The sequence below is a fragment of the Niallia sp. FSL M8-0099 genome (assembly GCF_038006945.1).
In the GTDB taxonomy this organism is placed as follows: Bacteria; Bacillota; Bacilli; order Bacillales; family Cytobacillaceae; genus Niallia; species Niallia circulans.
Genome location: NZ_JBBOWF010000001.1, coordinates 1,220,966 through 1,247,227, shown reverse-complemented (window position 1 = coordinate 1,247,227; position 26,262 = coordinate 1,220,966). Strand labels below are relative to the sequence as shown.

Below are 26,262 nucleotides of genomic sequence, written 5' to 3'. Positions count from 1 at the left end.
AATAAAAAGACTTGACCTTTCTTTCATGGAATCATTCAAAATACCTTGATGTATGATTCCATTATGATTAAGGGTCAAATCTTTATGTTTACGTTCATAAAATTAATGATCTCATATCCATTCACTGCTGAATATGTAACCGCTTTAATTTAATAAAAAATAAATGGAGAGAGACCCTCATAAAAGAGGGTCATGGGTAAAAAATTAACCAACTAATCCTTCTTTTTTAAGGACAGCTTCTACACCATCAACTGCTTCTACTTCATCTTCACCAGTTGCAGAAATAGTAATTTCTCCACCTTTAGGTACACCTAATGACATTACGCCCATGATAGACTTTAAGTTCACAGATTTCCCTTTGAAAGAGATTTGCATATCTGATTTGAACTTGCTAGCAGTGCTAACTAATAATGTTGCTGGTCTTGCATGAATACCAGTTTCATCAATTACTGTAAATGTTTTTTCGCTCATTGTTATACCTCCAAAGAAAAAATTGTCTTACCCTACTATTTTAGCTGATTTTAGGACTTAATACTAACTTTTTTTTCATCTTTTTCTGTTTTGAGCTTTCAAGTTGTGTATCTCTCAATATTTTACATTTATTAGACAAACTTTTCTACCGTATTAGCCTCTGCTTTTTTTTACACTTTTTATGAATTCTATAAAAATCTGATTCATTTTATCATTAGTTGACGCCATTGATTCTGGATGCCATTGAATCCCTAGTAAAAAGTTAGGGTAACTCTTATGCTCAACAGCTTCTATAACACCATCACTACTAGTGGCAACTATTTCTAAGCCGGCTGCTAAGCAATCAATAGCTTGATGATGAAGACTATTTACTCTAGTTCTTGTTTCTCCAATTATATTGGCTAACTTACTTTTTTCTTTAATAGAAACAAAATGGGTGTCTAAACTTCGGCTCACAGATTGAGTGTGTTTAATACTATCTTTCATTTGTGAAGAAATATCTTGTATTAATGTTCCTCCTAACGCAACATTTAAAATTTGTATGCCTCTACAAATCGCAAGTATTGGTTTATTCGTTTCCATCGCTCTTTTAATTATTTGTATTTCCACTTTATCACGCAAAAGAATGGTGTCTCCAATATTTTGATGTGGATCTTCTCCAAATAAACTCGGATCTACATCTTCTCCCCCACTCAAAATCACAGCATCACAAAGATCCACCATTTCTCTTGCCAGGTCCTCCTCTACAAACGGCAAGATAACTGGCAATCCTCCATTGGCTGCAACGGATTTTTGATAATCATGATGCACATATGTGCCTTCCATAAATTTATTTTTAAATACGTATGCACCTGTTATCCCTATTACCGGTTTACTCAACGCTCTCCATCCCCTGACACTATTTAGTTTTTTCAATATTAACAATATTAAAAAGGAAATAAAAGAGCTTGTCAATAAACTTTCTATAAATAGAAGCAGAAAAAACTGCTAAATAACGATCATCTATCTACCGTTTTAGCTGTTTTTATCTTTTATGCTATTGTTATAAGTGTAAATACTATCTTCCTCTTACCAAATGACTTTCCAATTATGATTACAAGTCGCAGGTACGATCTTTCTCTCCATAATATAATTAGCTATTAATTCAGAAGCGTCAAGTTGAATTTCACGGATAACAGGCTTATTTTTGAACATAAAGAAATCCCCGCCGCCTCCTGCTCGATAATTATTCATTACTACTTCATATAAAGCTTCCTCGTCTATTGGCGCCCCCTCAAAATCTAACTGAACAACTCTCTGTCCAATTGGCTTAGTTAGATTGAGTGTGTATTCAATTCCTTCCCACATATCGTAGTTGTAATGCTGGGGCTTAGGGTAAACAAACGAAGGGTTGACAATCGGCTCTCCTTCGTCATTTAAAGCAAAGTATTTTGCATTTTGTTCGAGCGCGTGACGAATATCCTTTCCAGATAGCAAAAGTACTTTAAATGTATTAGGATAAATATAATTGGATACAATATCTCTCATTGTTACATTTGGCTTAAATCCCGGTGATTCGTTATTAAAAAGTGCAGTATTACTGATTTTCACTTGCGCTGCATCCATTTGCACTTTATTAATAAATTCGATAAGCGGGTTGTCCTTTAAGCGGATTTGCATCGGATCTTTTACTAACATTTCCCCATCGATACGGCCAATAGGTGTATCTAACCATTCTTGTGTCCTCTCTTCATATTCCTTTACTAATAATAGAATATCCTCCTCAGCTTCCACTTCAGCAACAGATAATAGTTCAGAACTTTTCTCGATTACTTCGCCTTTATCATCTAGTATTAATGTTATTTTTCCTACATACTTTCCATTATTGCTTGGTTGAATAATTTCTGTTCCATTGATATTACCGGTTAATTCTCTATGTTGATGACCTGTTAAAAGTACATCTACCCCGTCAATCTGTTTACAAATGGTATATCCTTGATTCTCTCTAGTCAATACTTCTGATGGTTCACCAGTCTCAGGATCCCTTTCAAATCCTCCATGATAAGAGATAACAAGAACATCCGGCTGCTCTTCCTTCTTAATCAGCTCTACCCATTCTTTTGCACTGTCAAATGCATCATTAAATTGCAGTCCTTCGATATTCTGAGGATTTTCCCAATTGGGAATGTAATCGGTTGTTATCCCTAGAATAGCAATTTTAAAACCATTTATTTTTTTAATTACATAAGGACTACCTAAAAATGGAGTTTTTGTTTTTACATCGACAATATTTGCACATAGCCAAGGGAATCTCGATTCCTTCACTGCCGATTTTAAAATATCTAACCCATAATTAAATTCATGATTGCCTATTACAGCCGCATCATACTTTAATTCATTTAATATCGTTATCATTGGATTTTTTTTATCTGCTAAAAAATTCACATAATGATAGGTTAACGGTGTGCCCTGTATTAAATCACCATTGTCAATAACAATGGTATGCTCGTTCTTGGTTCTTTCATTTCTAATTATAGAAGCAATTTTACCAAGACCAACATCTGCCGGGGTATTATTTCCATAATTCAATGGAAAAACATTTCCATGTATATCACTTGTTAATAATATAGTTACTTCTGTATTCAAGATTTCATCTCCAGTATCTAAATTTCCAATTCCTCTGAATAAAGTAGTATAATCAAGCTTCTTTTTATTCCTCTATTAAGCAAGTTCATTATAACAAGTTCATTCTTCCTTAACTACCTATAATTTCTTTTCTTTCTACTCTAACCCTCTTTTTCTTAAACCTGATAAAAGCTGTTTATTATTTACATTAATCTCTATTGCCATCTTCACAGGCATTTTCTATCCAGATTGGGAATATGTATATTTGCCAGATGGCGAGGATTTTTTACGTGTCTGCTTGATACATTAGCGATTGCCATAATAGGTACCTTAATATCAGCACTTCCTTGTATTTCCCTTTGCCTTCTAGACTGCTAACAATAGGAGCAAAGGAAAAACAATCGCAAGTACTGGGAAATTTGCATTAAGCTTCGTACGGACATTTCCTGAAGTTATCATAGCTATTTTATTTATTATAGCAGTTGGTTCTGGATCATTTGCTGGAATACTAGTATTAGGTCCACAATCCATAGAGATGTTAGGAAAATTATATTTAGAGGGAATTCTAGATATGAGGCCAACAGAAGGCTTGCTAGCAGCCGGAAGTTCAAGATAAACATTCGTTCTGCTGCCATTTTAGGTGTCATCGGTGCAGGAAGAATTGGAACCCCACTTATTTTTGCAATCAGTACATGAGATTGGGATCGAGTTGGAATCATCCTGTGAGGGAATATTGTAAGGGTAACGATAATTGATATAATAAGTGGATTTCTAAGAAGAAGAATTACATAAAAATATAAAGTGAATTTCAAATAAACACCCAATCATCTTTCCTTGATGTGTGTTTATTGTGCAAATAACAAAATAGTACCAATTATCAATTTATTTGTTACAATAGAATAATAAATTTCAAAAACAAAGGAGTGTTCCCAAAATGAAAAAAAGAAAATTATTACTTACCCACCCTCTCCATTCCTCCCTTTTGAAAAAGATACGGTCCACATTTTCTGAATGGGAAATCATCCATGCATTAAAGCAAGATGATTGGCAAGAGCATTTGATTGATTCTGAAATCATTCTTGGCTGGAGAAGTAGTTTTGATTTAAAAACTATTATGGAAAACGACCAGCTCAAATGGATTCAGACTTGGAGTGCAGGAGTAAATTCCCTTCCTTTAGAACAGTTAAGAAAAAAGAATATCGTCATTACAAGTGCAAATGGCGTACATGGCTACCCTATTTCAGAAACAATTTTTGCGCTCTTACTTGGTCTAACAAGGAATATTCATACATATGTACGAAATCAGCTTAAAAGAAAATGGGATGGAACTGACATTAAATTGGAAGCACACAAAAAAACGATCGGTATTATCGGTTTAGGAGCAATTGGGCTAGAAACAGCTAAAATTGCCAAGGCATTTGATATGCATGTTATTGGAGTAAGAAATTCACGTAAGCGAACCGATTATGTAGATGAGTTATATACTTCTGAAGAGCTAAACGAAATCCTTCCTCTCTGTGATTATGTAGTAGTCACACTGCCGTTAACAGACGATACATACCAACTATTCCAAAAAGAGCAATTTCAACACATGAAAAACTCTGCCTTTTTTATCAACATTGGACGTGGAGAAATAGTCAAAGAGGATGATTTGGTCACTGCTTTAAAAAACGGAGAAATTTTGGGTGCAGGCTTAGATGTTTTTGAAAATGAACCATTGCAGCAGACAAGTCCATTATGGGATTTGGAAAATGTTATTATAACTCCCCATACTTCGGGCTCTACAGAACATTACAACAGCAGAGTAATAGAAGACATTTTCCTCTTTAATGCAAATCATTATTTAAAAGAAGAAGGTTTAGCAATTAATGTAGTGGATTACCAAAAAGGTTATTAATGGATAGATAAAAAGAGGAGTATACTTAAAAAGCACTCCTCTTTTTATCATCCTACTTTTTTATAATTCTTCTGACTTGACGCACGGCGAACCATCATATAAATCCTTTGGCTTAAAAACCCTACTAGTAAAATAACTACTAATAATAGAGTAATGGTTGCACCAGGAGGCGTTCCTAAATGATAAGATGAAAACAATCCAGTAAAGATACTAACAGCCGCTACTAAAATAGCCACGATAAATACCCATTTAAAACCTTTTACTAATTTGATGGAAAAGGCAGATGGCAATACTAACAAGGCAGAAACCAATAGCACGCCAATTGTTGGGATAATTACTGAAATAGCAATACCAGTTAAAATACTAAATGCGATGGATAACATATTGGTATTAATACCGCTAGTTGTTGCCGTATCTTGATCAAAAGTCATAATATACATCTTTCTCGTAAAGAAAACAAAAAATAGAAGAATAATTCCAGTCACAATTGCTAATACAATCACTTGTTGTTTACTAATCGTAATAATACTTCCGAATAAATACTGATCCATGCTTGTCGTCATTCCGCCACTAGATAAACTCATGAGAAATAAAGCGAACGATAATCCAGCAGCCATAAGAATAGCAATCGATACTTCTGAATAAGTATGGTATGCTCGTCGCATATATTCAATTCCAATTGCTCCAGCAATTACCACGAGAAGACTAGAAATTGTTACATTCGTTTGAAAGAAAAAACCAATTGCCACTCCCGCTAATGATATATGTGACAATGTATCTGCCATCAATGCTTGTCTTCGCAGGACTAAATAAATTCCAATGATTGGTGCAATTATTGCAATGAGCCCACCTGCCCAAAATGCTCTTTGCATGAATTCAAGCTCAAACATCTCCATCCGCCTTTTTCTCCTTTCTCAATATGAATAATTTTATCTAAATAATCCTCTACCTCATCTTGATCATGTGTTACCATGACAACTGTTCTATTATGTTCATTTACTTGATGCTTCATAAATTCATAAAAGCCTTTCCTGCTATCTGCATCCATTCCTGTGGTCGGTTCATCTAAAACTAGCAAGTCAGGTTCAGATGCTAGAATACGTGCAATTACAATCTTTTGCTTTTGCCCTCCAGATAACTCACCGATTTTCTTATTACGGTAATCCCACATTCCAACCATTTCTAATGATTTCTTTACTGCTTCATGATCTACTTCCTTTAATCTTTCATACCATTTTTTACGTTGATATCTGCCTGATCGAACAAGTTCTATGACGGTGCTTGGGAAGCCAACGTTAAAAGAAGAAATTTGTTGGGGAACGTAACCTACAGTTAATTTTTTTCCATTCGCATTTAACTTACTTATATTCACTTCCCCTGACCATGGCTTAAGTAGCCCCAATAATAACTTTAATAAGGTAGATTTACTTGCGCCATTAGGGCCTGTAATCCCAACAAACTCTCCATATTCTAATTCAAATGATACATCTTCAAGTGCAGGAACATGTTCATATCCAAATGTAATTTTTGATACTGTCGCTAGTTTCATATATTAATTACTCTCCTCTCCATTTGTTTATTTATCTTCCTTATCCCTAACGCCTCTATAACCGCTCCTCTTTAAACTGTGTTATAAGTAAAGTTATGTTAGTGCTTTGATATATTTTTATCCTTATTGAATAAATATAAGGAAACGACTTTTTATCGAAGTCTTTGTTTGTTATTGCTTCATTTATCTAACTTTAATAATTTTTACGATTTGCGGCAATCTATTCTTCATTTATTTCATTCTCGAAATGGGTACGTACAAAAGTAGTCAATTTCGTACTCATTACGATTTAAAAATTAACATTATTTGTTCGAATATAAAGTTATGACTTAATCACCAGATAAATATTTATCATTTCTTTCCTTCTATAATACATGACACTTAATAATAGACTTTTCCTTGTTAAGTGTCAACATAAATCAAAACGATTCCGATTAAAAATTTTATAATAAAATTTTGTATTGGTCAAGAATTACTTCTTATATACCTGCTTCTCCATTAATATAGCGATGCCAATAGTGGTCAACTTATTATGATTATCGTACTGATATTGTAATAAAAATATGAAATGATGCATAACTTTTAAATACTGGGGTATATATTAAATATAAATAAATCAGAATAAAAAGCATTACTTGATGAAAAATTTCATCAAGTAATGCTTTATAAAAAATCAATCTATTAGAATCGAACAACTCTACCATTAAATACAGATTTCCAATATCCACTGTCCATAGATGCAATTGCAACACCAGTAGAGCTTTGAGAACCGATGAACTTGCCTCCACCAATGTAAATTCCGACATGACCATCCGTTTTATATGTGTTAAAGAATACTAGATCTCCTGGCTGCATATCACTTGTAGATACGCGAGTCCCAGCGTTTTTCAAAGCATCTGTGCTTGCAGGAATACTGTATCCAGCCTGTGAATAAGCCCAGCTAACAAAACCAGAGCAATCAAATAATCCATTTGCTACATCTGATGCTGTTCTTCCTCCACCAAATTTATAAGTAGAATTACCAATATATTTATATCCTGCTGTAATAGCTTTTGATTTACTTCCACTAGCTTTTACCGTTTTCTTTGGACCATTTGTTGATTTGTTAGAACCTGATGTAGATTTATCAGAACTTGCGGAAGAAGAATTATTTGAACTTCCATTATCACTAGTTCCAACTGTTGTAGCAACTAATTGATTTAAGTTATCTTGTTCTTTTTGTTGAATCATCTTTTTAATTTGTGGTTCTACAGATTGTAATGAGCCATACTTTTCTTCCAATTCAGCTTTACGTTCTTTATTGTCTGCTTCTTTTGCTTTCAAATCTTTTTTTGCTTGCTCATTTTTCTTCTGTTTATCTTGATTTTGCTTTTGCATTTCTTCAAGATCTAATTTTGTATTTTTCAGTTCATCATACTTTTCTTTTACTTCGTTTTGCTTCGTTTCTAAATCTTTTTTATCCGCTTCATTGCTTGCAATTAAATCTTGATCTGCTTCCATGATTGTAGCTACAGCACCTACACGGTCAACAAACTCCTTAAAGCTAGCAGCACCGAATAAAACTTCAATATAATCAACGCTTCCTCCATTTTCTTGGAAGGTACGTGCTCTTTCTTTTAATACATCATTTCTTTTTTCAATTCTATCTTCTAATTCTTTTATCTTTTTCTCAAGGGAGGCAATTTCTTTTTCTGTTGTTTCCATCTTTGTCTTTGTTTCTTCAATAAGTGCTTTATTTTCCTCAATTGCCTTATCTACTCTTTTAATTTGTGCTTCTAATTTCTTTAATTCTTCTTGTGCTTCTACGATCTTAATTTGGGCGTCTGAAATTTGGCCTTGTAAAGATTCCTTTTGTTGAACAATGCTAGGTGATTGATTCGCATGAGCATTTATTCCTGGTACGGCTAAGCTAGTCCCTAATCCAAGTAATATCGTTGTATTTAGTACCACTAGTTTCTTTTTTAACATTTCCATTTTCCCCCTGCACTTATCTAATGTAGAATTCTTATAATCTAATTGTCTATGTATTGTCTATATGTTTATGGTTGTAATTGGTAGAGAGACTCTTTTAATATAGTATTCTCTCTTCTATAAATCAAACGATAATCCTGCTTTCGACGAAAGTTCTTTATATAAAACATCTTTCGCCACAAATAGAAGTATAACATCATAATTTGTCATTTAAGTAATAGGAATATTACAATTGTGTTTCAAATGCCTTTTTTTCTGCCTTTGTTCACATTTTTTCCAAACTTATTTCCTATTCTCTTCCATTAAATGCCTATCAAAATGCAGATTTAATAATTAACATACTGTAACTAAGTCGTTCTTAATAGTAGTATTTCATCACATTATATCGACATTTTCTAACATTTCTCGCTCTTCTCTCCGTTTCCAAACAATAAGCACCACATTAGCGACTACAGACTAATTATCTTTTTTATTTAAATAAAATTCTAACAATATGGGATAAACGCCTTCAAAATGGTGAATTCAATCTATATATGCACTATGTTATATTAGTAATAACTGTTTATTTTAGCTGCGTTTCTTCAAAATTATTGCGCTTTTTAAACGGACATTATTTTGTCTTAAATCAGGAATTAATCTATCCAATTTAACTTTTGATGAAATAGTAGATAGAAAAAGTTTCTATCTGCTCCAATTTGTGCTTAAATAGAAAATCATTTGAAACCAGCTTGAAACTAACTAAAAAGGAATTGATTATTATATGAAAAGAATAGTGGTCGTAGGCGGCGGAATACTTGGCGCTGCTACTACGTTTGAATTAGCAAAGCGCGGGGCTGAAGTTATTGTTATCGATAGGGAAGATCGCGGACAAGCAACAAAAGCAGCTGCCGGAATCATTTGCCCATGGAATTCCCAACGTAGAAATAAAAAATGGTATCTATTAGCTAGGGAAGGAGCAAAATATTATCCTTCTCTTGTTAATGATTTACATAACTATCATTCATTAAATACAGGCTATAAAAAAGTTGGTGCGCTCAGCCTTCATTCAGACATAGCTAAATTGGAAGCCATGAAGGAAAGAACGTTAAAACGAAAAATAGATGCACCAGAAATTGGGGATATTGACATTCTTTCATCTTCAGAAGCACAGTCTCTATTCCCCTTATTAGCTCCTGGATATATGGCATTACATATAAGCGGTGCTGCAAGAGTAAATGGATGGGCTTTAAGAAATGCCCTCATGGAGGCAAGCAAACAATTAGGGGCAAGCTTTATCCATTCATCTTGTACCCTGTTAAGAGAGGGAAATACAATTAAAGGGGTTAAACTTAGTGACAATACATCTATTTATGCAGATGAAGTGGTTATCGCAGCTGGAGTTTGGGCAAATGAATTACTTGAGCCACTCCACTTAGCTTTTGATGTAAAAGCACAAAAAGGGCAAATACTTCATATCCAATTAAAAGACATTCAATCTTCCAACTGGCCTGTAGTAATGCCCCCGCATGATCAGTACTTATTAACTTTAGAAGATAATACGATTGTAATTGGGGCAACACACGAAAATACAACAGAATTATCTCCCCATGTTACAATTGAAGGAATAAAAGAAATAATTGATAAGGCTCTCCTATTTGCACCAGGCTTGTTAGAAGGGATATGGCGTGAAGTAAAAGTAGGTTTCCGCCCATTCACAAACGATTTTCTTCCAGTATTCGGAAGAGTAAAGCATTATGAAGGAATAACGCTCGCTAATGGTTTAGGGGCATCTGGCCTAACAATGGGACCATTTATTGGGCAGCAGCTGGCAAAATTTCTTCTTCATTCTAAATCAGATATCGACTTCTCTCCCTATTCTATCGATAGTTCTATTCAAGAGCGATAGATTCAGAAACGCTTAAAGCAGCTTCTATTTATTGATTTTATTGTCAAATCCTTAACCATGAAAACACTTAACGTTTTTCTATCTGTTTAACGTTAAGTGTTTCTTTCATTAGGTATATTCTCTCATTTTTTATTTACCTTACTAATCATAAATTCCCTAACTTGCTTCCACACACTGCTTATTAAATACTTCTGATCCATCTATTTCCTCATTTCGAATCCCAAATTATTCATGAACAAGAGTAAAACACACCTTCATATTGGAAACTCATGAGAATAGATAGTAGTTTCTACATATGGTTCTTCAATCATATTCGTATTAAAATTGTTCTGTATTACGTTCACTTTCATTCTATGTAACGTTCATTCCCGTCTATTATCGAGAAAAAATGATAGATTGCAGAAGGAAAAAAGGAGTTTGTGTTTTCCTATTATTTGTTAGAAGAACAAATAAATATTTTTCCGAATTAGCTGTTGTTTAATATACTTCTTGTTACAGTTATTTTTTAAATGGAATGAATTATTACGATTACTTAGGGGAATGGAGGAGTTGTGAAAGTAACAATTGATGCAAATGTTAGTATTTCTCTTGCAATAAGAAAGAGGCAATAAAGTATGTTACTGGATACAGATTCGATTTGCGAAACCTAAAGTTTTTCAAATCAAATTATTTTAGATATCTCAGATTTTTTTGCAAAAGACAGTTCTTATAATCAAATCCTGGTTAGGTACCATACAATGAGAATCTTTCTTTTAATCTCTGAAAGTAATTAAGTTTGAATTGGGGTATATTAACATCTGGATAATGTTTAGAAAGATTGCAAACAATCTTTCCAAACACTATTATTACCAGACCAATGATTTACCTGCTAATTGATATAAATGGAAAATTCACGCTATCTATTTCCGTTTTTAACTGAAATCGTTCAGTTTTATTTTGCATTTACTTTATATATTGGAATCTCATAGTTTAAAGTATAGGAACTTAACAGACTATATAAGTTATAAATTTGGCCCACTTGTTTAGTAGCCCAGCCTATATCGGAAGCATATTGATGCGTTGCATTTCCAGTTTTCTCAGCTGCATCAGGATTCCATCTCATTTTATATAAAGTATCTTGTCCTGCATTAACATAACCTTGGGCAATAAATTTGGCTCCACCTATAATGGCTGCCTCTGGCGTAAACCATCCTGCATTATAAGCATATTGTGCACCGCTTGAAATGGCTGATCCATCATAGGCACCAATACCATACATGTTATACACAGTTTTACCATTAACCTGAACACCATTCGCTAAAGTGGATGTTCCATTTCCAGTCTCTAAAAGTGCATGTGATATCAAATAAATCTCATTAATTCCATATGCATTAGCAGCAGTTACAAAAGAAGAAGCTTTTCCTGCTAAGATTCCTTTTCCAGCTAAAATCTTACTATCTACTTCTTTATCATCTACATTTGCTTTTGCAGATAATTTTAGAAATTGCAGTGATTGTGTATCACTATTAATAAAATTGTTTGGGTTAAGATAGTAAGCAGTGTCTTCCTTACTAGCAGTAACCCATGATTGTGAATAATTTACTTTATACCAGTAATAACCATCTGTTCCTTTGATTTTAGAAGTAACCGTTAATACTTGGCCACTAGTCAAGGTACTGACAACAGAATAATCGGTTCCAGCACCTCCGCGTAATCTCCAGCCATTTCCGATTACAGTACCCTTTGTTGAATCTGCTGTTTTAAAGGCAATCGCATCTTCTCTAATATATGTGTCATATTTTTTATCTGTTTGTGGATTCACACTTAATTGAATATTTGTCATTTCTTCTAGTGTGAGATTATAATTCACATAACTTTTATTAATCGTTGCATTAGCTGAGCCATTGCCTTTGCTAGATAGATACTCTGAACTTACATAGCCTTCTAGATTATTGACTTTTACTTTAGACCAACCATTTCCTTCTGCTTGTACGATTACTACAGTACCTGCTTGAAGCTTACTAAGAATCTTGCCACTTGTTGATGGTGTTGATCGCAAATTCAAACTAGAACCTGCCTGAACATTTACGATTTTTTCGGTTACAGTTGGCGTTTCTTCCGGCTGTTTCGCTTCGTTCTTATCTGTTTCTTTATCGGGAGTAGATATACTTGTTAAGTATTCGCTGCTTACATAGCCTGCTACTTTACTTGTCTTGATTTGAGACCAGCCGTTTTTCTCTGATAATACCGTTACTACTGCGCCTGCTGAAAGCTTCCCTTTAATCGATCCGCTTGTTGATGCCGTGGATCTTACATTTAAATTAGATCCTGCCTGAACGTTCACTTTCATTTGTTTTCCGGTTGGTGCTTTTTCCGGCTGCTTTGCTTCGTTCTTATCTGTACCTTTATCGGGAGTAGATATACTTGTTAAGTATTCGCTGCTTACATAGCCTGCTACTTTACTTGTCTTGATTTGAGACCAGCCGTTTTTCTCTGATAATACCGTTACTACTGTGCCTGCTGAAAGCTTCCCTTTAATCGATCCGCTTGTTGATGCCGTGGACCTTACATTTAAATTAGATCCTGCCTGAACGTTCACTTTCATTTGTTTTCCGGTTGGTGCTTTTTCCGGCTGCTTTGCTTCGTTCTTATCGGTCCCTTTATTATTAGTTGTTGTTTCTGTAATTTTTGTCACCGATAAATAACTACTGCTTACATAACCTGTTTTTCCAGATACAGTTACTTTATCCCATCCATTTGCACTCGACAGAACTTTTACCTCTGTTCCTCTTAAAAGTTTTGTTAGAATAGCACTATTAGTACTTGCTTCCTTTCTAACATTAAGGGAAGAGTTTTTTTCCACATTGACATATTTCGCCGCTGCCTCTTCACTAGTACTTGTTTTTGTCTCTTCTTTTTTCTCAGGACTAGCAGTTCCTTTCTTCTCTGTTAGATATTGTGTTGCTACATATCCTTGTTTTCCATACGCTTCTACTTTTGACCAGCCATTGGATTCTGAATAAACCGTTACAGGCACATCTTTAGCCAATTTTACAATAATGGAAGCTGAATTGGAGGGACTGTTTCTTAAATTTAAACTGGAACCAGTATTAACATTAACGTATTTAGTCACTTTTTGTTGCTTGTTTGAACTATTGGCTGTTTTCTTTTCCTCTGTTTGAACAGCTTTTATGTATTGAGATGATACATATCCATTTATGCCATTTACTTTAATTTTCGCCCAGCCATTGGACTCTGAAACTACTTCGACTTTTGTATTGTTTTTTAGCTTTGTTACTACATTTGCTTTTGTCGAAGCTGACTCTCTTACATTTAAAGTTGAAGAAGGATCAACGGAAACATATTTTACGGAACTTACTTGCTTTGTTATCAGATAACTTGATGATACATATCCAATCTTTCCATCCACTTCCACTTTTGACCAGCCATTCGTTTCCGAAAGGACATTAACCTTTTCTCCTGCCTTTAATGTGGTTACAACACTTGTACTAATAGATGGACCGACTCTTACATTCAATACCGAGCCTTTATTCACCTCTACATACTTCGTGACGGAAGCTGCATGAGCCTCTTCCATAAAAAGCGGAGAAGATAATGCTGCTAAAAATATTCCAGGTACAACTACTTTTTTCACCACTACATACCTCCTAGATCTATTTACTTAGTTCATTATTTGGTTATTCTTGCATCTATCATCTTGTTACTACTAATCTCTAAACCCCTATTATATATTCTTTAGTACCTATGATATTATCTATTATTCTACTAGTATATAATCCTATAGTCACGTTTTTTTATTATCGCCTCTTTTACTAGGTCTAATGTTTCATAACAACACAAAATATAAACGTTTCACCTATTCCAATAGTACCATTACTCACTAGAAATAAATAGTCACGATGATTTAGATATGATATAAGAGACCAAAAATAGGTATCTTAGACTACTTAAAATTGAGACACCTTATTTCTGCAAAACTGAATGAAAAAAGCTTCCAATCTATCACCAAAAAGATAGATTGGAAGCTTCATCACTCAGTAGTTGGATCTTTATCCTTCCCAATCAACTGATAAATCATAAGCTAATTGGCTCTCCATGCGATTCTTTATTTCATTTAATGTTAATTCATTTCCTAATACCCACATTAATTTTGCCACTATTGCTTCTGTATTCATATCTGCTGATAATATAATATTATATTGCGCCACTTTTCTTCCTACTTCATATAATAAGAGGTCTTGTCCTTCTTCCAAACATTGAGTTGTGATAACAACAGCAATTCCTTCATCTACCATTTCTTCAATCTTCGGCAATAGATTTCTTTCTTCAAAAGGTAATCCCCCATTACCAAAGCTTTCAATAATGACCCCTTTATAGTGTTGTTTAATAAAATCAAAGATCTCAGGCTTTGTGCCTGGATGCAATTTTAATAAAAAGACATCAGGGCATATGCTTGTATCCAACAGCAATTCAGTTGTCGGCTTATCAGGCTTCCATAAAAAGTGAATTTGGTCTTTTTCAATCGTCGCTACATATGGATGATTGATACTCGCAAATGCATCATAGCTCTTTGTTCGCATTTTCATTGCTCTTGTACCAATAATAACTCGTCCATCAAAAACGACAAAAACTCCACCTATCTCTTCTTTAGCAAAGCGAATACTATCTATAACATTTTTCTTAGCGTCTGTTTGTTTAAAACTAATCGGGACCTGTGATCCAGTAATTACAACAGGCTTTTTGAGACCTTGAAGCATATAAGAAAGTGCAGCTGATGTATACGCTAATGTATCCGTACCATGTGTAATAATAAAACCATCAAATTCATGATACCGCTCAGCAATGATCTCAGCCATCATAACCCAATGTTCCGGCTGCATATTAGTGCTATCTCTATTCATAATGATCTCACAAGTTACATCAACTTCTAAAATATCATTCTTAAAATATTGAAGGAGCTCTTCTGCAGACAAACCAGGAACAAGTCCTTCATTTCCTTCTATTGAAGCAATTGTCCCGCCGGTTGCAAGTAAAAGCAATTTTTTCATTTACAGTCCTCCTAAATGCCATACTCCTAAAAAATATACCTATTTTCGGTATACACCACGTTATTATATATATTTAAAGAAGTTTCCGCAATAAGAGGATTCTATCCATTTTTTCAGAAGAATTTATTTCTCTCTATTTCTATTTTCTTAGCTGAAAGCAAAATAAAAAAGGCCGGAACAGAGATGTCCGGCCAAAAAATAAAGCCAAACAGATTCGTATGATTGTTTGAGCCTTTTATTCGCTTATTGCAAAATTACTAGATCATGTTTTAATCTAAATAGGTAATTTTCTCCTCAATAGACATGCGCGCTTTTGGTTCCATAATTTCTTCTGGGTAACCAATAGCAAGAACTCCGACCACTTCATAATCCTCGCTTACTCCTAACGTATTTCTCCCTAAAGCCGAAGATCCGACAGAACTCCAAAACGTTCCTACTCCTGCGTCCCATGCTTGCAGCATAAAATTTTGGATAAAACAGGATACTGCTGCTAAATTTTCATCCCGTTCGACTTGGTTTCTTCCTTTATGCGATAAAACAGCTATAACCTTAGAAGCCCCGCCAAAATTTGTTTTATGTTTTAGTTCCGCTCGGGTATTCTCTCCAACAAATAGAATTCTCCATGGTTCTGTCATCCTATGATTTGGTGCAAATTTCGCCTGTTGGAGCCATTCGATAATAATAGCATCTTCTACATCCTTCGTTTTGAATTTTTTTACTGTTCTTCTCCCTGTAATTAATTCAGCTATATTCACTTTTAACTCTCCCCTTTATTATGAATTATTGCTTATTTCTCTTTATTATAATAATCCTATTTTCTATTTTTTTAAATAATGCCTCTTTCTAAAATACAAAATAATTACCTTCAGAACATTGATAACTATCCTAATGGTAACTGAAACGTTTCTTAAGTCGCCCCCTGAACAAGTTTGCCATTTGCTTATTTTATATTATTACTATTGTTGCGGAACCCACTCCTCTTTATTTCTACATTTACATGCACATTAATCTTCGCATCTTTAAAACCTGTATCCCAATTATCTTCATATTGTTTAAAATGCTTGTAATCTTGATCTCTAAATATTTCTCCCAACCCAAATATATCAGCGACATATTCTTTTTGCATTTTTTTTATCAACTTATTAAATTCTTTTTCAAGATAACGGTTTGTTTTGTCTTCAAAATCTTCAAACGCATTTACTTTTGCAGCTTTTATCCCTTTTTCGGATCCATCTAGAATCGATTCAGCTTGAATAAATATATCAAATTTAGGTCGGCCGTTCACTTGTCTAGCTTTAATCTTTGTCTTAGAATGATTAACACGCAACCCAAAATATTTGCTATCATTGTATGGAATACTCAACGAGGTCTGTTCCAACTTATTTTGAATCCATAATAACATTCTTGTATCATTTAAATCCAAATACCCTTGAAGCTTTCCATACTTAAAAATAGCCAATGAATCAATTTTTGCTATTGCCCCTGGCACTGTTGTTTTAATATTATCAAGGTCCCACCCTTTTTCTTTTTCGCCTTGAATTTTCATAGCGGACAAAACTGGGACTTGACCAGATGATGAATAGGTACGGATAAAATCATTTAATTTAATACCTGGAGTTCCTCCCCATTCCTCTAACATATGATCGAGTTGGGGAAATATTTTCAAAGATGAAACTTTTTGATAATCGTTCGTTACTCGTAAAAAATCTACAGCCTCCGTATCCCTTGCAACAACTATATTAAAGTCGTCTCTTATCTCTCTATCCCTATCAAAATAATCCATAAAACTTAAAATACCCTCTTTCGCCATATCCTCTCCGATAATAAGGATTCTCATGTGAGAAAGAACCAGATGAGTTGATATTGCAGAATTAAACTTATGGATAATCTCCCCTACCGTATCCCCTTCTATAGAGTAGACAATCGCAGGAGCCAAACCTTGAGCAGTTCTAGGATTTAATTCTGCAGCAGAAGTACTCTCTATCGAAAGTTTGTATTTATGTTCTTTCCCCTTATCCATTGCTATCCCCGTTACAATCGAATTTTGATTTAGTTCCGAATGGTCCCAACAACCAGCTAAAAACAAGATGGATACAATAGATATACATAATAAACAGCGCTTCATATTTTTAGACTACTCCCTTTGTATCGTCAATATCTTCCTTCCTCCATCACTAATTGGTATGATAGAGAATCTGGAAAAACAGACAATCACACCTTTTTCAAAGATAATAATAGTTTGTGAAAAAGAATGAAATTTATCCTATATATCCTTACAATTCTATTGAGGAATGACATAAATGACAGGGATAGCTGGCAATAATATGATTAGTATCTCTTTCTCAAGTGGATACAAATAAAAAAGATGAGGACAGGGCTAATACACTGTCTCTCATCTTTTCCTTCTTTATTATTAGTAAGCTAAGCTGAATAGCCCTTTAATATGTGATAGGTAACGAATATTACTTGCTTCTTTCATTAAGGAAGCAGGTAACCCTTTTAATGGAGTCGAGCTGCCGCCAACGATTGCTACACCATCTTTTCTACCAAGACTTGCAAGTGTACCGGAGTTAATTGGATTAAAGGTGTCTAATGCTTTATTTTCAAGGTAAGCATATAGATTATATCCAATTAATTCTCCCATTTGCCAAGCAATTTGAGCTGTTGGAGGTGCTGGACGACCATCCCCATCAGCTGGGAAGTAAACAGCACTATCACCAGCTACAAATACATCAGGGTGTGAAGTAGATTGTAGGAATTCATTTACAGTTGCACGACCACGATTTACTTCTAATCCAGAAACACCAACAAGTGGATTTCCTTGTACGCCGCCAGTCCATACAAATGTATTAGCAACAATTTGTTGACCATCTTTTAAATCAATTACATTGCCAGATACATTTGTTACTGGTAAGCCTGTTAAGAAAGTAACGCCACGGTTTTCCAAACTCTTAGTAGCACGTTCGATTAAGTCTTCTGGTAAAACAGGAAGAATTTTCGGACCTGCTTCTACTAATAGTAATTTAATATCGCGGAAATCAACACCATATTTTCTCGTTAATCCTGGTAAGATATCAGCAAGTTCCCCAACAAGTTCTACACCTGTTAGTCCGCCGCCACCAATTAATATAGTAGCATCTTCTTGTTTTCTTGATTTAGCATATTCACGAATACGCTCTTCTACATGATTGTAGATTTTGTTTGCATCATCTGCAGATTTAAGAACCATGCTGTTCTCTTCAAGACCAGGGATACCGAAGTATGCTGTTACACTTCCTAGCGCTACTACTAATGCATCATAAGATAATTTAGTTCCATCGCCTAAAGCAACCTCTTTTGTATCTACATTGAAAGAATCAACAGTAGCAATTTTTAAGTCGATATCTTTGCCTTTAAATAATTTTTCTAGTGGCATAGCAACAGCTTTTTCAGAAACATTACCTGCTGCTAAGCGATGCAATTCAGTAATGATTTGATGTGTTGGATATTTATTAATAACGGTTACTGTAGCTTCCGCTTTACTGTAAAATTTACGAACATTTAAAGCTGCTAGCAGGCCACCGTATCCAGCACCTAAAATAACAATATGTTTTGACATAGTAAATCCCCCGTCCTTATTACATTTAAAAGTATTGGCAAGCTTCCCTGTTAGTTTTCACATAAATAAATTCTTTTATTAACGTCATTACTGACTGAGGAAGACTACTTGAAAGATTATTTATTATTGCGTTCTGACATAATTTGAAGATAGCTCTGTAAAAAACGGAACATCTTTTGTGCTTGTGGGTCTTTTAACATTTTCATTAAACCGAATACACCAATTGTTTCATTGCTTGCATCTGCACGATCCTTGGCTTCGATAGCAGCGGATGCCATTCCTTTAACAGAATGAATAACTGGTTCGAACATTTCCGTTGTTGCCCCAACAATATCGTTTTTAAATACATCATCTTGAGATAATGATTGAACAACATCATAAGTTTTAGATAAACCATTAATCATTTCAGTTAACTTTGGTAGTTGTTCCATTAATGTTGTCAATGATTCTTGTACCTCAGGCTTTAGCAACTGATCCAATAAATCTTGATTTGTTGCAGTCAGTTGTTTTTCAGCATTGGTTTGCGCAGTAGTTTCTGACATAACTGATTCTCCTTTACTATAAGCACTTAGCTTAAATGTTATTAACAAATGTTTTGTGATTCTATGCACAAAAATTTGCAAAAGATAATTTTTTAACCAACTCTAGTTAGAATGAATGAAGGTATGTACAAAACTTTTTAAACTCTTTTTCTACATACTAAAAGAAGATGTACAACCTCTCCATCATTAAACTCCTTTAATATAATACCACTTTTTGAACAAAAATAAATGTAAGTTTGACAAAAAATCAGAGTTTTTTTCAAGAAAAGTGATATTTATCACGAAAAGAGAGTATAAAGCCATAAAACCAACAAAATAAATTATTAATCAAAATTGTCTTATTTTTTTTACTCTATAAACTATTATGCTAAAAAAACAAGTTACTATTCATTTAGTCTGTCCCCCCCTCTCTTGATAATCGAAAGTTTACATAGCAGATTAAAAACTCTTTATGTCGACAAACTGTATCTATTACTCCTTTATACTTCTCCAAACGACTTATAAACCCCTGTAAACGTTACTTATTTTCATCAAAAATAGAGGCAGGTCTTAATCTCTGCCCATTCCTACTTTCTTCTTTATGGTTAAGTGAAAAAAATACAGAACAAGTCGTTCCCTTGTTTTTGATTTTAATTTTGCCATTCAAAGTTGAATAATATTAAAAGATACCATATCCCAATTCCCGTTCCTTGTGCTTTTGCTGAATAAAAAGGCGTTCCGAGTCTCTTAAGTTCCTCTTCCGACATTCCTTTACCATTATCCTGATATCTTTATATGAGTTTCTGAAAACTTTTCGGAAATAATCACTTCCCAACTTGTCTTAAATTGCTTCAATCACATTTTTTATATCCAATCATATATCGGTAAATCGCCATAACAATAGTAGTTAATAATCCAGCGGATAAACCCCCATAAAAAAAGCAGCCAACAATGGAATCTTCCTTAAATCATAAATATGTCCTGACCAATTTCTAATGAAAACGACATGACTAAAATCAATATCGTGGAACAATAAATAGTTGTAAATATTGGTACGATTCCATAATAAAACAAATAAACAATTGGCAAATCCAATCATTTTTTCTCCTCTAAAATTATATCTCCCTGTTATCTGAGATACCATTATTTCATCAGTAAATATTTTTTCTTTTTATTACATAGGTGCTATAGTTCCAATCTATTTTTTAATGTTTATTAGTTACACAAATAATTGCAGAAAAAGCTGCCATACTAATAGAGATTAACATTATCTTTTTTGTAATCCCTTCATTATTACTTAAAGAGGAGAACACAATGACAAATAAAAAAGCAGATTCAAAAACAGAAAATCTTAAATGGTGGCAGTTATCATTAATTGGTGTGGGCTGTACAATTGGAACGGGGTATTTTCTTGGTTCCAGCCTTGGAATTATGGAAACAGGCCCCTCCATTGTTTTCACCTTCATTTTAGCAGCGATTGGAACGTATATCGTTTTTAATCAATTGGCAAAAATGACTGCGGAGGATCCACAGGAAGGGTCATTTTGTTATTATGCAAATAAAGCATTTGGCCCATGGGCCGGCTTTAGTTGTGGCTGGAATTATTGGTTTTCTAACATTCTAATCATGGGAAGCCAATTAACCGCTCTCTCCTTGTTATCTCAATTCTGGTTTCCTAAAGTCCCATTATGGGTATTCGCTTGTATTTATGCTGTTCTTTCTTTATTTGTTGTTTTTCTAGGAACAAAAGGATTCGATCGTGTCGAAAATTATTTGGCTATTATTAAGACAGCGGCCATTATAATGTTTATCGGTTTAGCTGCTGCTGCTGTTTTTGGTTGGATTCATGGAGGCAATGGTGCTGTTTCTGTCCCTAAATCTATAGACGACCTTTTTCCTAAAGGCTACAAAGGATTTTGGATTTCTTTACTATTTGCATTTTATGCATATGGAGGAATTGAGGTTATTGGGTTAATGGCAATGCAGTTGAAAGATAAGAAAGATGCACCAAAAGCAGGTACGAATATGCTTATCATTCTCGTTATAATCTATGTTCTCTCATTAGGATTAGCGACAATATTAGCACCACTCGATCAGTTTTCAGAAAAAGAAAGTCCCTTCGTAACAGCGTTATCGGACTATCACTTAACCTTTTTCCCACATGTTTTTAATGGTGCTATCATTATTGCAGGATTCTCCACCATGACAGCTTCGTTATTCGGTGTAACAAGTCTATTGGTAACTTTAGCGAAAGATGGAGACGCTCCGAAAATTTTCCAAAAAAAATTAAAAAAGTTTAATGAGCTGCCTCTCCCTTCTTTTATTCTTGGAGGAATAGGGCTCTTTGCATCTGTTGTCGCTGCCCTTTTATTACCCGGAAAAATATTCGAATACATTACAACAGCTGCTGGGATTCTTTTATTATATAACTGGACTTTTATCCTCCTTTCCTCCTTTAAAATACTTAAAGGAAAACTATGGGATAAACTAAAGTCTTCCTTTGGGATTTTACTTATTGTCACAGCTATCGCAGGTACCATTATTGAAAAGGAAGTCCGGATCGGCTTTTTTGTAAGCTTAGCATTTGTCCTAATTATCGCATCAGCAACTTTTTTCATGCGTCATAAATTGGGAAAAAACAAGGCGGGTTGTGCAGAGTAAATCAGATTTAAATTTATATAACAGAATAAAACAAGGAAAAGTCAACGTTTAAGCTGTGACTTTTCCTTCTACACTGTCATTGATTCCGTTTGGAATATACCTTTTTTATACTATCACTAAGTTTTTGAACCGTTTTAGCATATGGTGTCTCTTTTACCTCTTGCATTAGGGACATTAATGTACTTTCCATTAAAAAATATCTTGGGTATTTGATCTCTACCTCTTCTTCGATAAATGTTAACAATTGTTCTATTTTCTCTTGACTAGATAGCAATTCTTTATCTTTTTTTAAATCTGCTTTAAACGCATAAAGCATACAAAGAATTTCCTTCTTTCCCACATCATCATCGTTCATGGATTGAAGTGCAATCCAATTATAAAGCGTATCTGGTTTTATAAGGACTTCATTAGATTTAGATAAATGGTTAACCATATCAAGCACCCGATTTACACAGTATTGAACAATTTGATGTATATTTGCGTGGTCTTGATAGATTAATGAATGTACAAAAATACTAGAATGAATCATTCCCATTAACATGATAGAACAATCTAATAAATACGTTTTATTTTGTGCACCACATACATCAACTAATCGATTATAAATCCAGCTAAGCTCATGTATTCTTCTATTTTTAATATAATTTTTTAATTCTTCATCCTTTGTAAAAAGAATTTCTTCAAATAAAGAAATGATTTTATATTGGTTATTTGTTCGAATCAACATTTCAATTTGTTTGATAAACAGGGTGCTATCTGTTTCGTCTTGACCCATTAGTAATTGTTTTCTTTGCCATTCCAATTCCGTATAAATATTTTTAAAAATTGAAATTAACAATTCATTTTTACTGGAAAAGTAATTATAAAATGTACCTTTTGAAATATTACTTGCAGTTAATATATCTTGGATTGATGTCTGCTGAAATCCTTTTTCAATAAATAATTCATGTGCTTTATCCATTACTTGCTTTTTACGTTTATTCATTTAACCACCTTGAATATAAATTTAGACTACCGGTTCAATTTATATACTAGGTCATTTAGAACAGATTTACAATCATCCCAATAAAAAAGTGATGGTGGATTATTGTAATAGCAAGGTTTCAGCTAAAGAAAAAAAGTAGAATTATTAAGAAATTATTTTTTACTTAGGGATTCTAAACATTTTTATTGCATTATTTATACTACAGGTATATTATTATTTAAGCTTAGATCCAATGGATAAAAAGAACGTAAAGTTCATAGGGAGGAATTGTTTTAATGAACACAAATGCAACATCGAATGAAAAAAAACCGCCATATGGCATTATCGTTATTTTAATGGCAGGTGCCTTTGTCGCATTTTTAAATTCAACGCTTTTAAATATCGCTTTACCATCTATTAGTGCGGATTTCAAAATTGATCCTTCTGTTGGCCAATGGCTAATAACTGGATATATGCTTGTAAATGGAATTATGATTCCAACATCTGCCTTTTTAATTCAAAAATACTCAACAAGAAGATTGTTTATAATAGCAATGTCCTTATTTACAATCGGTACATTAATGGCTGGCATGGCTCATTCTTTCCCAGTACTATTGCTTTCGAGAATGATACAGGCTTCTGGATCATCCATTATGATGCCAGTTTTAATGAACTTCTTACTTACCAGCTTTCCTGTTGAAAAACGTGGAAGTGCTATGGGTGTTTTTGGTCTAATCATGACTTTTGCTCCAGCAATCGGCCCTACATTATCAGGGTATATTGTTGAACATTATGAATGGAGAATGTTGTTCTATGTTGTTTCACCAATTGCTATTATTGTGTTAATATCAGCGATTTTTAAAATTAAAGACAAAAAGGAAAAAGTAGATATTCATATCGATCTTTTATCTGTCATATTGTCTAGTTTAGGTTTCGGCGGATTACTATATGGATTCAGCTCTGCCGGTACAAAAGGCTGGAGTAATATTCATGTTTATGGAACTTTGATTATTGGTGCAATAGCCCTTATTTTCTTTGTTCTTCGTCAATTAAAAATGACTACTCCAATGCTAGAGTTCCGAATCTTTAAGTATCCGTTATTCTCCTTATCAGCAGTAATTACTGTTGTGGTAAACATTGCACTATTCTCTGCGATGTTGTTAATGCCAATGTACATTCAAACCGTGAGAGGCATTTCACCATTCCACTCTGGTCTCTTATTATTGCCTGGTGCTATTATTATGGGGATTATGTCTCCTATTACAGGAAGACTTTTTGATAAATATGGAGCAAGAACACTTGCCTTAGTTGGTTTAACATTGACTGCCATTACAACATATATGTTTAGTCAATTATCCATGACCACTACGACAACTACACTTGTTCTTATCTATTCCTTGCGTATGTTTGGTATGTCCATGGTTATGATGCCGATTATGACGAATGGTTTAAATGAATTACCATCTCGAATGAATCCTCATGGGACAGCTTTAAATAATACATTGTCTCAAGTTTCTGGGGCGATTGGTTCTGCAGTTATGATTACAATCATGTCACAACGTACCAAAACACATGGTGAGGAACTAGCAGCTAATGCAATGCAGCAAATGAGTAATACAACCACTCAGCCAACTCCTGAAGCAATTGCCACTATGAAGGAACAGCTGGGAATGCAGGCAATGCTGGAAGGAATTAATGATGCTTTCCTTATTTCTGTCGGAATTGTCATTGTAGCACTTGTTCTTGCAGCATTTGTAAAGCGGGCTGTTCCGCCAAAAGATACAGAGCAGCAAACTAGTCCAGCGAAAATGAAAGAAGCAGTTGAATAAACTTACTTACAGTCAGCGTCAATCGCTGACTGTTTTTGTATAAAAAACAAGGATGTTCCTTTAATGGACATCCTTGTTTATGATCATTGCTTTGTTTATTCAGCACTTACTAAAATCTTTACTTGATTTTTTTCAGAAATCAGTGATTGGAAACCTTCCTCGATCACTTCATCTAATTTAATCTTTTTAGTCACCAATTTGTCTGCGGAAAAATAGCCTTTTCGCATTAAATTCAACACACTTGGAAATACATCTCGATAACCAATAATTCCCTTAATAGTACGTTCTTTAATAACGATATCATTAGGAAGAATTTCGGCTCCTTTTTCCCAAATACTTACAATAACAGTTTCACCAGAAATAGTAGTGGATTGAATGGCTTGTCTTAGAACTACTGGAACGCCAGTTACTTCAAAGGAGACATCTACTCCACCATTTGTGCGGCGAACAAGTTCTGCAACAACATCTTCATAATTAGCTGGATTTACAACGATTGCACCAAGTTCTTCTGCTTTTGCCTGGCGTTCAGGAGAAAGCTCAACTGCATAAATATCTGTCGCCCCTGCTGCTTTTAAAGCTTCTATTACTAACAGGCCAATTGGACCACAGCCAAAAACTGCTGCCGTATCCCCTGCCTGTATTTTACTTGATCTTACTGCGTATAAAGCAACAGCAGAAGGTTCTACTAATGCGCCTTGCTCATAGGATAACTCATCCGGCAGTTTATGCAGTAATTCTGTATCAACAGAAACATATTCAGAGAAACCTCCTCCGCCTCCTGCTAAACCAAGAAATCCCATATTCTCATCTAAGTTATAAGCACCTTGGTGACCATGTGTAGCAAAAATAGGTTCCACCACCACACGATCTCCCACTTGATAGTCGGTTACGCCTGCTCCAATTTCTACTATTTCCCCAGAAAATTCATGTCCTAATGTTACAGGAGCCACTTCATTTGTTAAAGGATGTGGCTGATCCACAGGTATAAAGATAGGACCTCCTAAATATTCGTGTAAATCACTCCCGCAAATTCCACACCACTTTACTTTAAGCTTTACCTTTCCTGGTGCTACTTGCGGTTCTTCTATATTTTCTAATCGAATATCTTTTTGGTTATGCCATCTTAATGCTTTCATTTTTAACAAACATCCCCTTTGACCTTAATAGGTTTATAGCCGTATCCTTTTATTTTGAGCAACTTGTTATTTAAGGCCTTAAAAAACTTAAGTTTCAGAAACAATTTAATTATAGTACTTATATAATT

At 34.2% G+C, this 26,262-nt stretch carries 19 protein-coding genes and 1 pseudogene; 5 read left to right on the top strand and 15 right to left on the bottom strand.

What is annotated here, in order from left to right; all coding sequences use genetic code 11:
• Positions 1–204: 204 nt before the first annotated feature.
• The 3 genes from NSQ92_RS05765 to NSQ92_RS05755 all read right to left on the bottom strand — a co-directional run bounded on the left by NSQ92_RS05765 (position 205) and on the right by NSQ92_RS05755 (position 3,096).
• The gene (locus tag NSQ92_RS05765) at positions 205–471 is read right to left on the bottom strand and encodes a phosphocarrier protein HPr (protein ID WP_016200885.1); all 267 of its coding nucleotides are present in this window, start codon (positions 469–471) and stop codon (positions 205–207) included.
• Positions 472–624: 153 nt separating this feature from the next.
• Positions 625–1,350, bottom strand: coding sequence for a gamma-glutamyl-gamma-aminobutyrate hydrolase family protein (locus tag NSQ92_RS05760; protein WP_061796838.1), 726 nt, complete (start codon positions 1,348–1,350; stop codon positions 625–627).
• 189 nt (positions 1,351–1,539) lie between these two features.
• Positions 1,540–3,096, bottom strand: a complete 1,557-nt coding sequence (locus tag NSQ92_RS05755; protein WP_341152471.1) for a bifunctional metallophosphatase/5'-nucleotidase — start codon at positions 3,094–3,096, stop codon at positions 1,540–1,542.
• 190 nt (positions 3,097–3,286) lie between these two features.
• Between NSQ92_RS05755 and NSQ92_RS05750 the strand changes: the two are divergent.
• Positions 3,287–3,867: pseudogene (locus tag NSQ92_RS05750) on the top strand (PhnE/PtxC family ABC transporter permease); the annotation flags it as partial.
• Positions 3,868–4,009: 142 nt separating this feature from the next.
• Positions 4,010–4,972, top strand: a complete 963-nt coding sequence (locus tag NSQ92_RS05745; RefSeq protein ID WP_095321845.1) for a D-2-hydroxyacid dehydrogenase — start codon at positions 4,010–4,012, stop codon at positions 4,970–4,972.
• A 47-nt stretch (positions 4,973–5,019) separates the two neighbouring features.
• On the opposite strand, the gene NSQ92_RS05740 is transcribed toward NSQ92_RS05745, so the two are convergent.
• From NSQ92_RS05740 to NSQ92_RS05730, 3 genes are all read right to left on the bottom strand, one after another.
• The gene (locus tag NSQ92_RS05740) at positions 5,020–5,868 is read right to left on the bottom strand and encodes an iron chelate uptake ABC transporter family permease subunit (protein ID WP_047942924.1); all 849 of its coding nucleotides are present in this window, start codon (positions 5,866–5,868) and stop codon (positions 5,020–5,022) included.
• Positions 5,805–6,521 (bottom strand): metal ABC transporter ATP-binding protein, encoded by a 717-nt coding sequence (locus tag NSQ92_RS05735; RefSeq protein ID WP_095319899.1) that lies wholly within the window; start codon positions 6,519–6,521, stop codon positions 5,805–5,807. Before NSQ92_RS05735 ends, NSQ92_RS05740 begins: the two co-directional genes overlap by 64 nt.
• A gap of 681 nt (positions 6,522–7,202) precedes the next feature.
• Positions 7,203–8,489 (bottom strand): C40 family peptidase, encoded by a 1,287-nt coding sequence (locus tag NSQ92_RS05730; RefSeq protein WP_061796845.1) that lies wholly within the window; start codon positions 8,487–8,489, stop codon positions 7,203–7,205.
• A 763-nt stretch (positions 8,490–9,252) separates the two neighbouring features.
• On the opposite strand from NSQ92_RS05730, the gene NSQ92_RS05725 reads away from it, so the two are divergent.
• A complete protein-coding gene (locus NSQ92_RS05725) occupies positions 9,253–10,377 on the top strand; it encodes an NAD(P)/FAD-dependent oxidoreductase (protein ID WP_061796847.1) in 1,125 nt (374 codons plus the stop codon).
• A gap of 931 nt (positions 10,378–11,308) precedes the next feature.
• On the opposite strand, the gene NSQ92_RS05720 is transcribed toward NSQ92_RS05725, so the two are convergent.
• From NSQ92_RS05720 to NSQ92_RS05690, 7 genes are all read right to left on the bottom strand, one after another.
• Positions 11,309–14,011, bottom strand: a complete 2,703-nt coding sequence (locus tag NSQ92_RS05720) for an SH3 domain-containing protein (RefSeq protein WP_341152470.1) — start codon at positions 14,009–14,011, stop codon at positions 11,309–11,311.
• Between the two features lie 415 nt (positions 14,012–14,426).
• Positions 14,427–15,425, bottom strand: a complete 999-nt coding sequence (locus NSQ92_RS05715) for an asparaginase (RefSeq protein ID WP_047942920.1) — start codon at positions 15,423–15,425, stop codon at positions 14,427–14,429.
• Positions 15,426–15,694: 269 nt separating this feature from the next.
• Positions 15,695–16,180 (bottom strand): nitroreductase family protein, encoded by a 486-nt coding sequence (locus NSQ92_RS05710; RefSeq protein ID WP_341152469.1) that lies wholly within the window; start codon positions 16,178–16,180, stop codon positions 15,695–15,697.
• Positions 16,181–16,365: 185 nt separating this feature from the next.
• The gene (locus tag NSQ92_RS05705; RefSeq protein ID WP_095257676.1) at positions 16,366–17,550 is read right to left on the bottom strand and encodes a Ger(x)C family spore germination protein; all 1,185 of its coding nucleotides are present in this window, start codon (positions 17,548–17,550) and stop codon (positions 16,366–16,368) included.
• Between the two features lie 288 nt (positions 17,551–17,838).
• On the bottom strand, positions 17,839–19,023 hold the full coding sequence (locus NSQ92_RS05700; RefSeq protein WP_047942917.1) for an NAD(P)/FAD-dependent oxidoreductase: 1,185 nt from the start codon (positions 19,021–19,023) through the stop codon (positions 17,839–17,841).
• A 116-nt stretch (positions 19,024–19,139) separates the two neighbouring features.
• Positions 19,140–19,565, bottom strand: coding sequence for a DUF1641 domain-containing protein (locus tag NSQ92_RS05695; RefSeq protein WP_047942916.1), 426 nt, complete (start codon positions 19,563–19,565; stop codon positions 19,140–19,142).
• 886 nt (positions 19,566–20,451) lie between these two features.
• Positions 20,452–20,643: a hypothetical protein gene (locus tag NSQ92_RS05690; RefSeq protein ID WP_341152468.1), complete on the bottom strand. Its 192-nt coding sequence runs from the start codon at positions 20,641–20,643 to the stop codon at positions 20,452–20,454.
• A gap of 215 nt (positions 20,644–20,858) precedes the next feature.
• Between NSQ92_RS05690 and NSQ92_RS05685 the strand changes: the two genes are divergently transcribed.
• On the top strand, positions 20,859–22,205 hold the full coding sequence (locus NSQ92_RS05685) for an amino acid permease (protein WP_047942915.1): 1,347 nt from the start codon (positions 20,859–20,861) through the stop codon (positions 22,203–22,205).
• Between the two features lie 76 nt (positions 22,206–22,281).
• Here the strand turns inward: NSQ92_RS05685 and NSQ92_RS05680 are convergent, their stop codons facing one another.
• Positions 22,282–23,190: a TetR/AcrR family transcriptional regulator gene (locus NSQ92_RS05680; RefSeq protein WP_047942914.1), complete on the bottom strand. Its 909-nt coding sequence runs from the start codon at positions 23,188–23,190 to the stop codon at positions 22,282–22,284.
• A gap of 275 nt (positions 23,191–23,465) precedes the next feature.
• Here NSQ92_RS05680 and NSQ92_RS05675 point away from each other — a divergent pair, with 275 nt between their 5' ends.
• Complete coding sequence (locus NSQ92_RS05675) at positions 23,466–24,998, top strand: DHA2 family efflux MFS transporter permease subunit (protein WP_047942913.1); 1,533 nt, start codon at positions 23,466–23,468, stop codon at positions 24,996–24,998.
• 95 nt (positions 24,999–25,093) lie between these two features.
• Here the strand turns inward: NSQ92_RS05675 and NSQ92_RS05670 are convergent, their stop codons facing one another.
• Positions 25,094–26,134 carry a 2,3-butanediol dehydrogenase gene (locus NSQ92_RS05670; protein ID WP_047942912.1) on the bottom strand — a complete coding sequence of 347 codons (1,041 nt, stop codon included), beginning with the start codon at positions 26,132–26,134 and terminating at the stop codon, positions 25,094–25,096.
• Positions 26,135–26,262 lie beyond the last annotated feature (128 nt).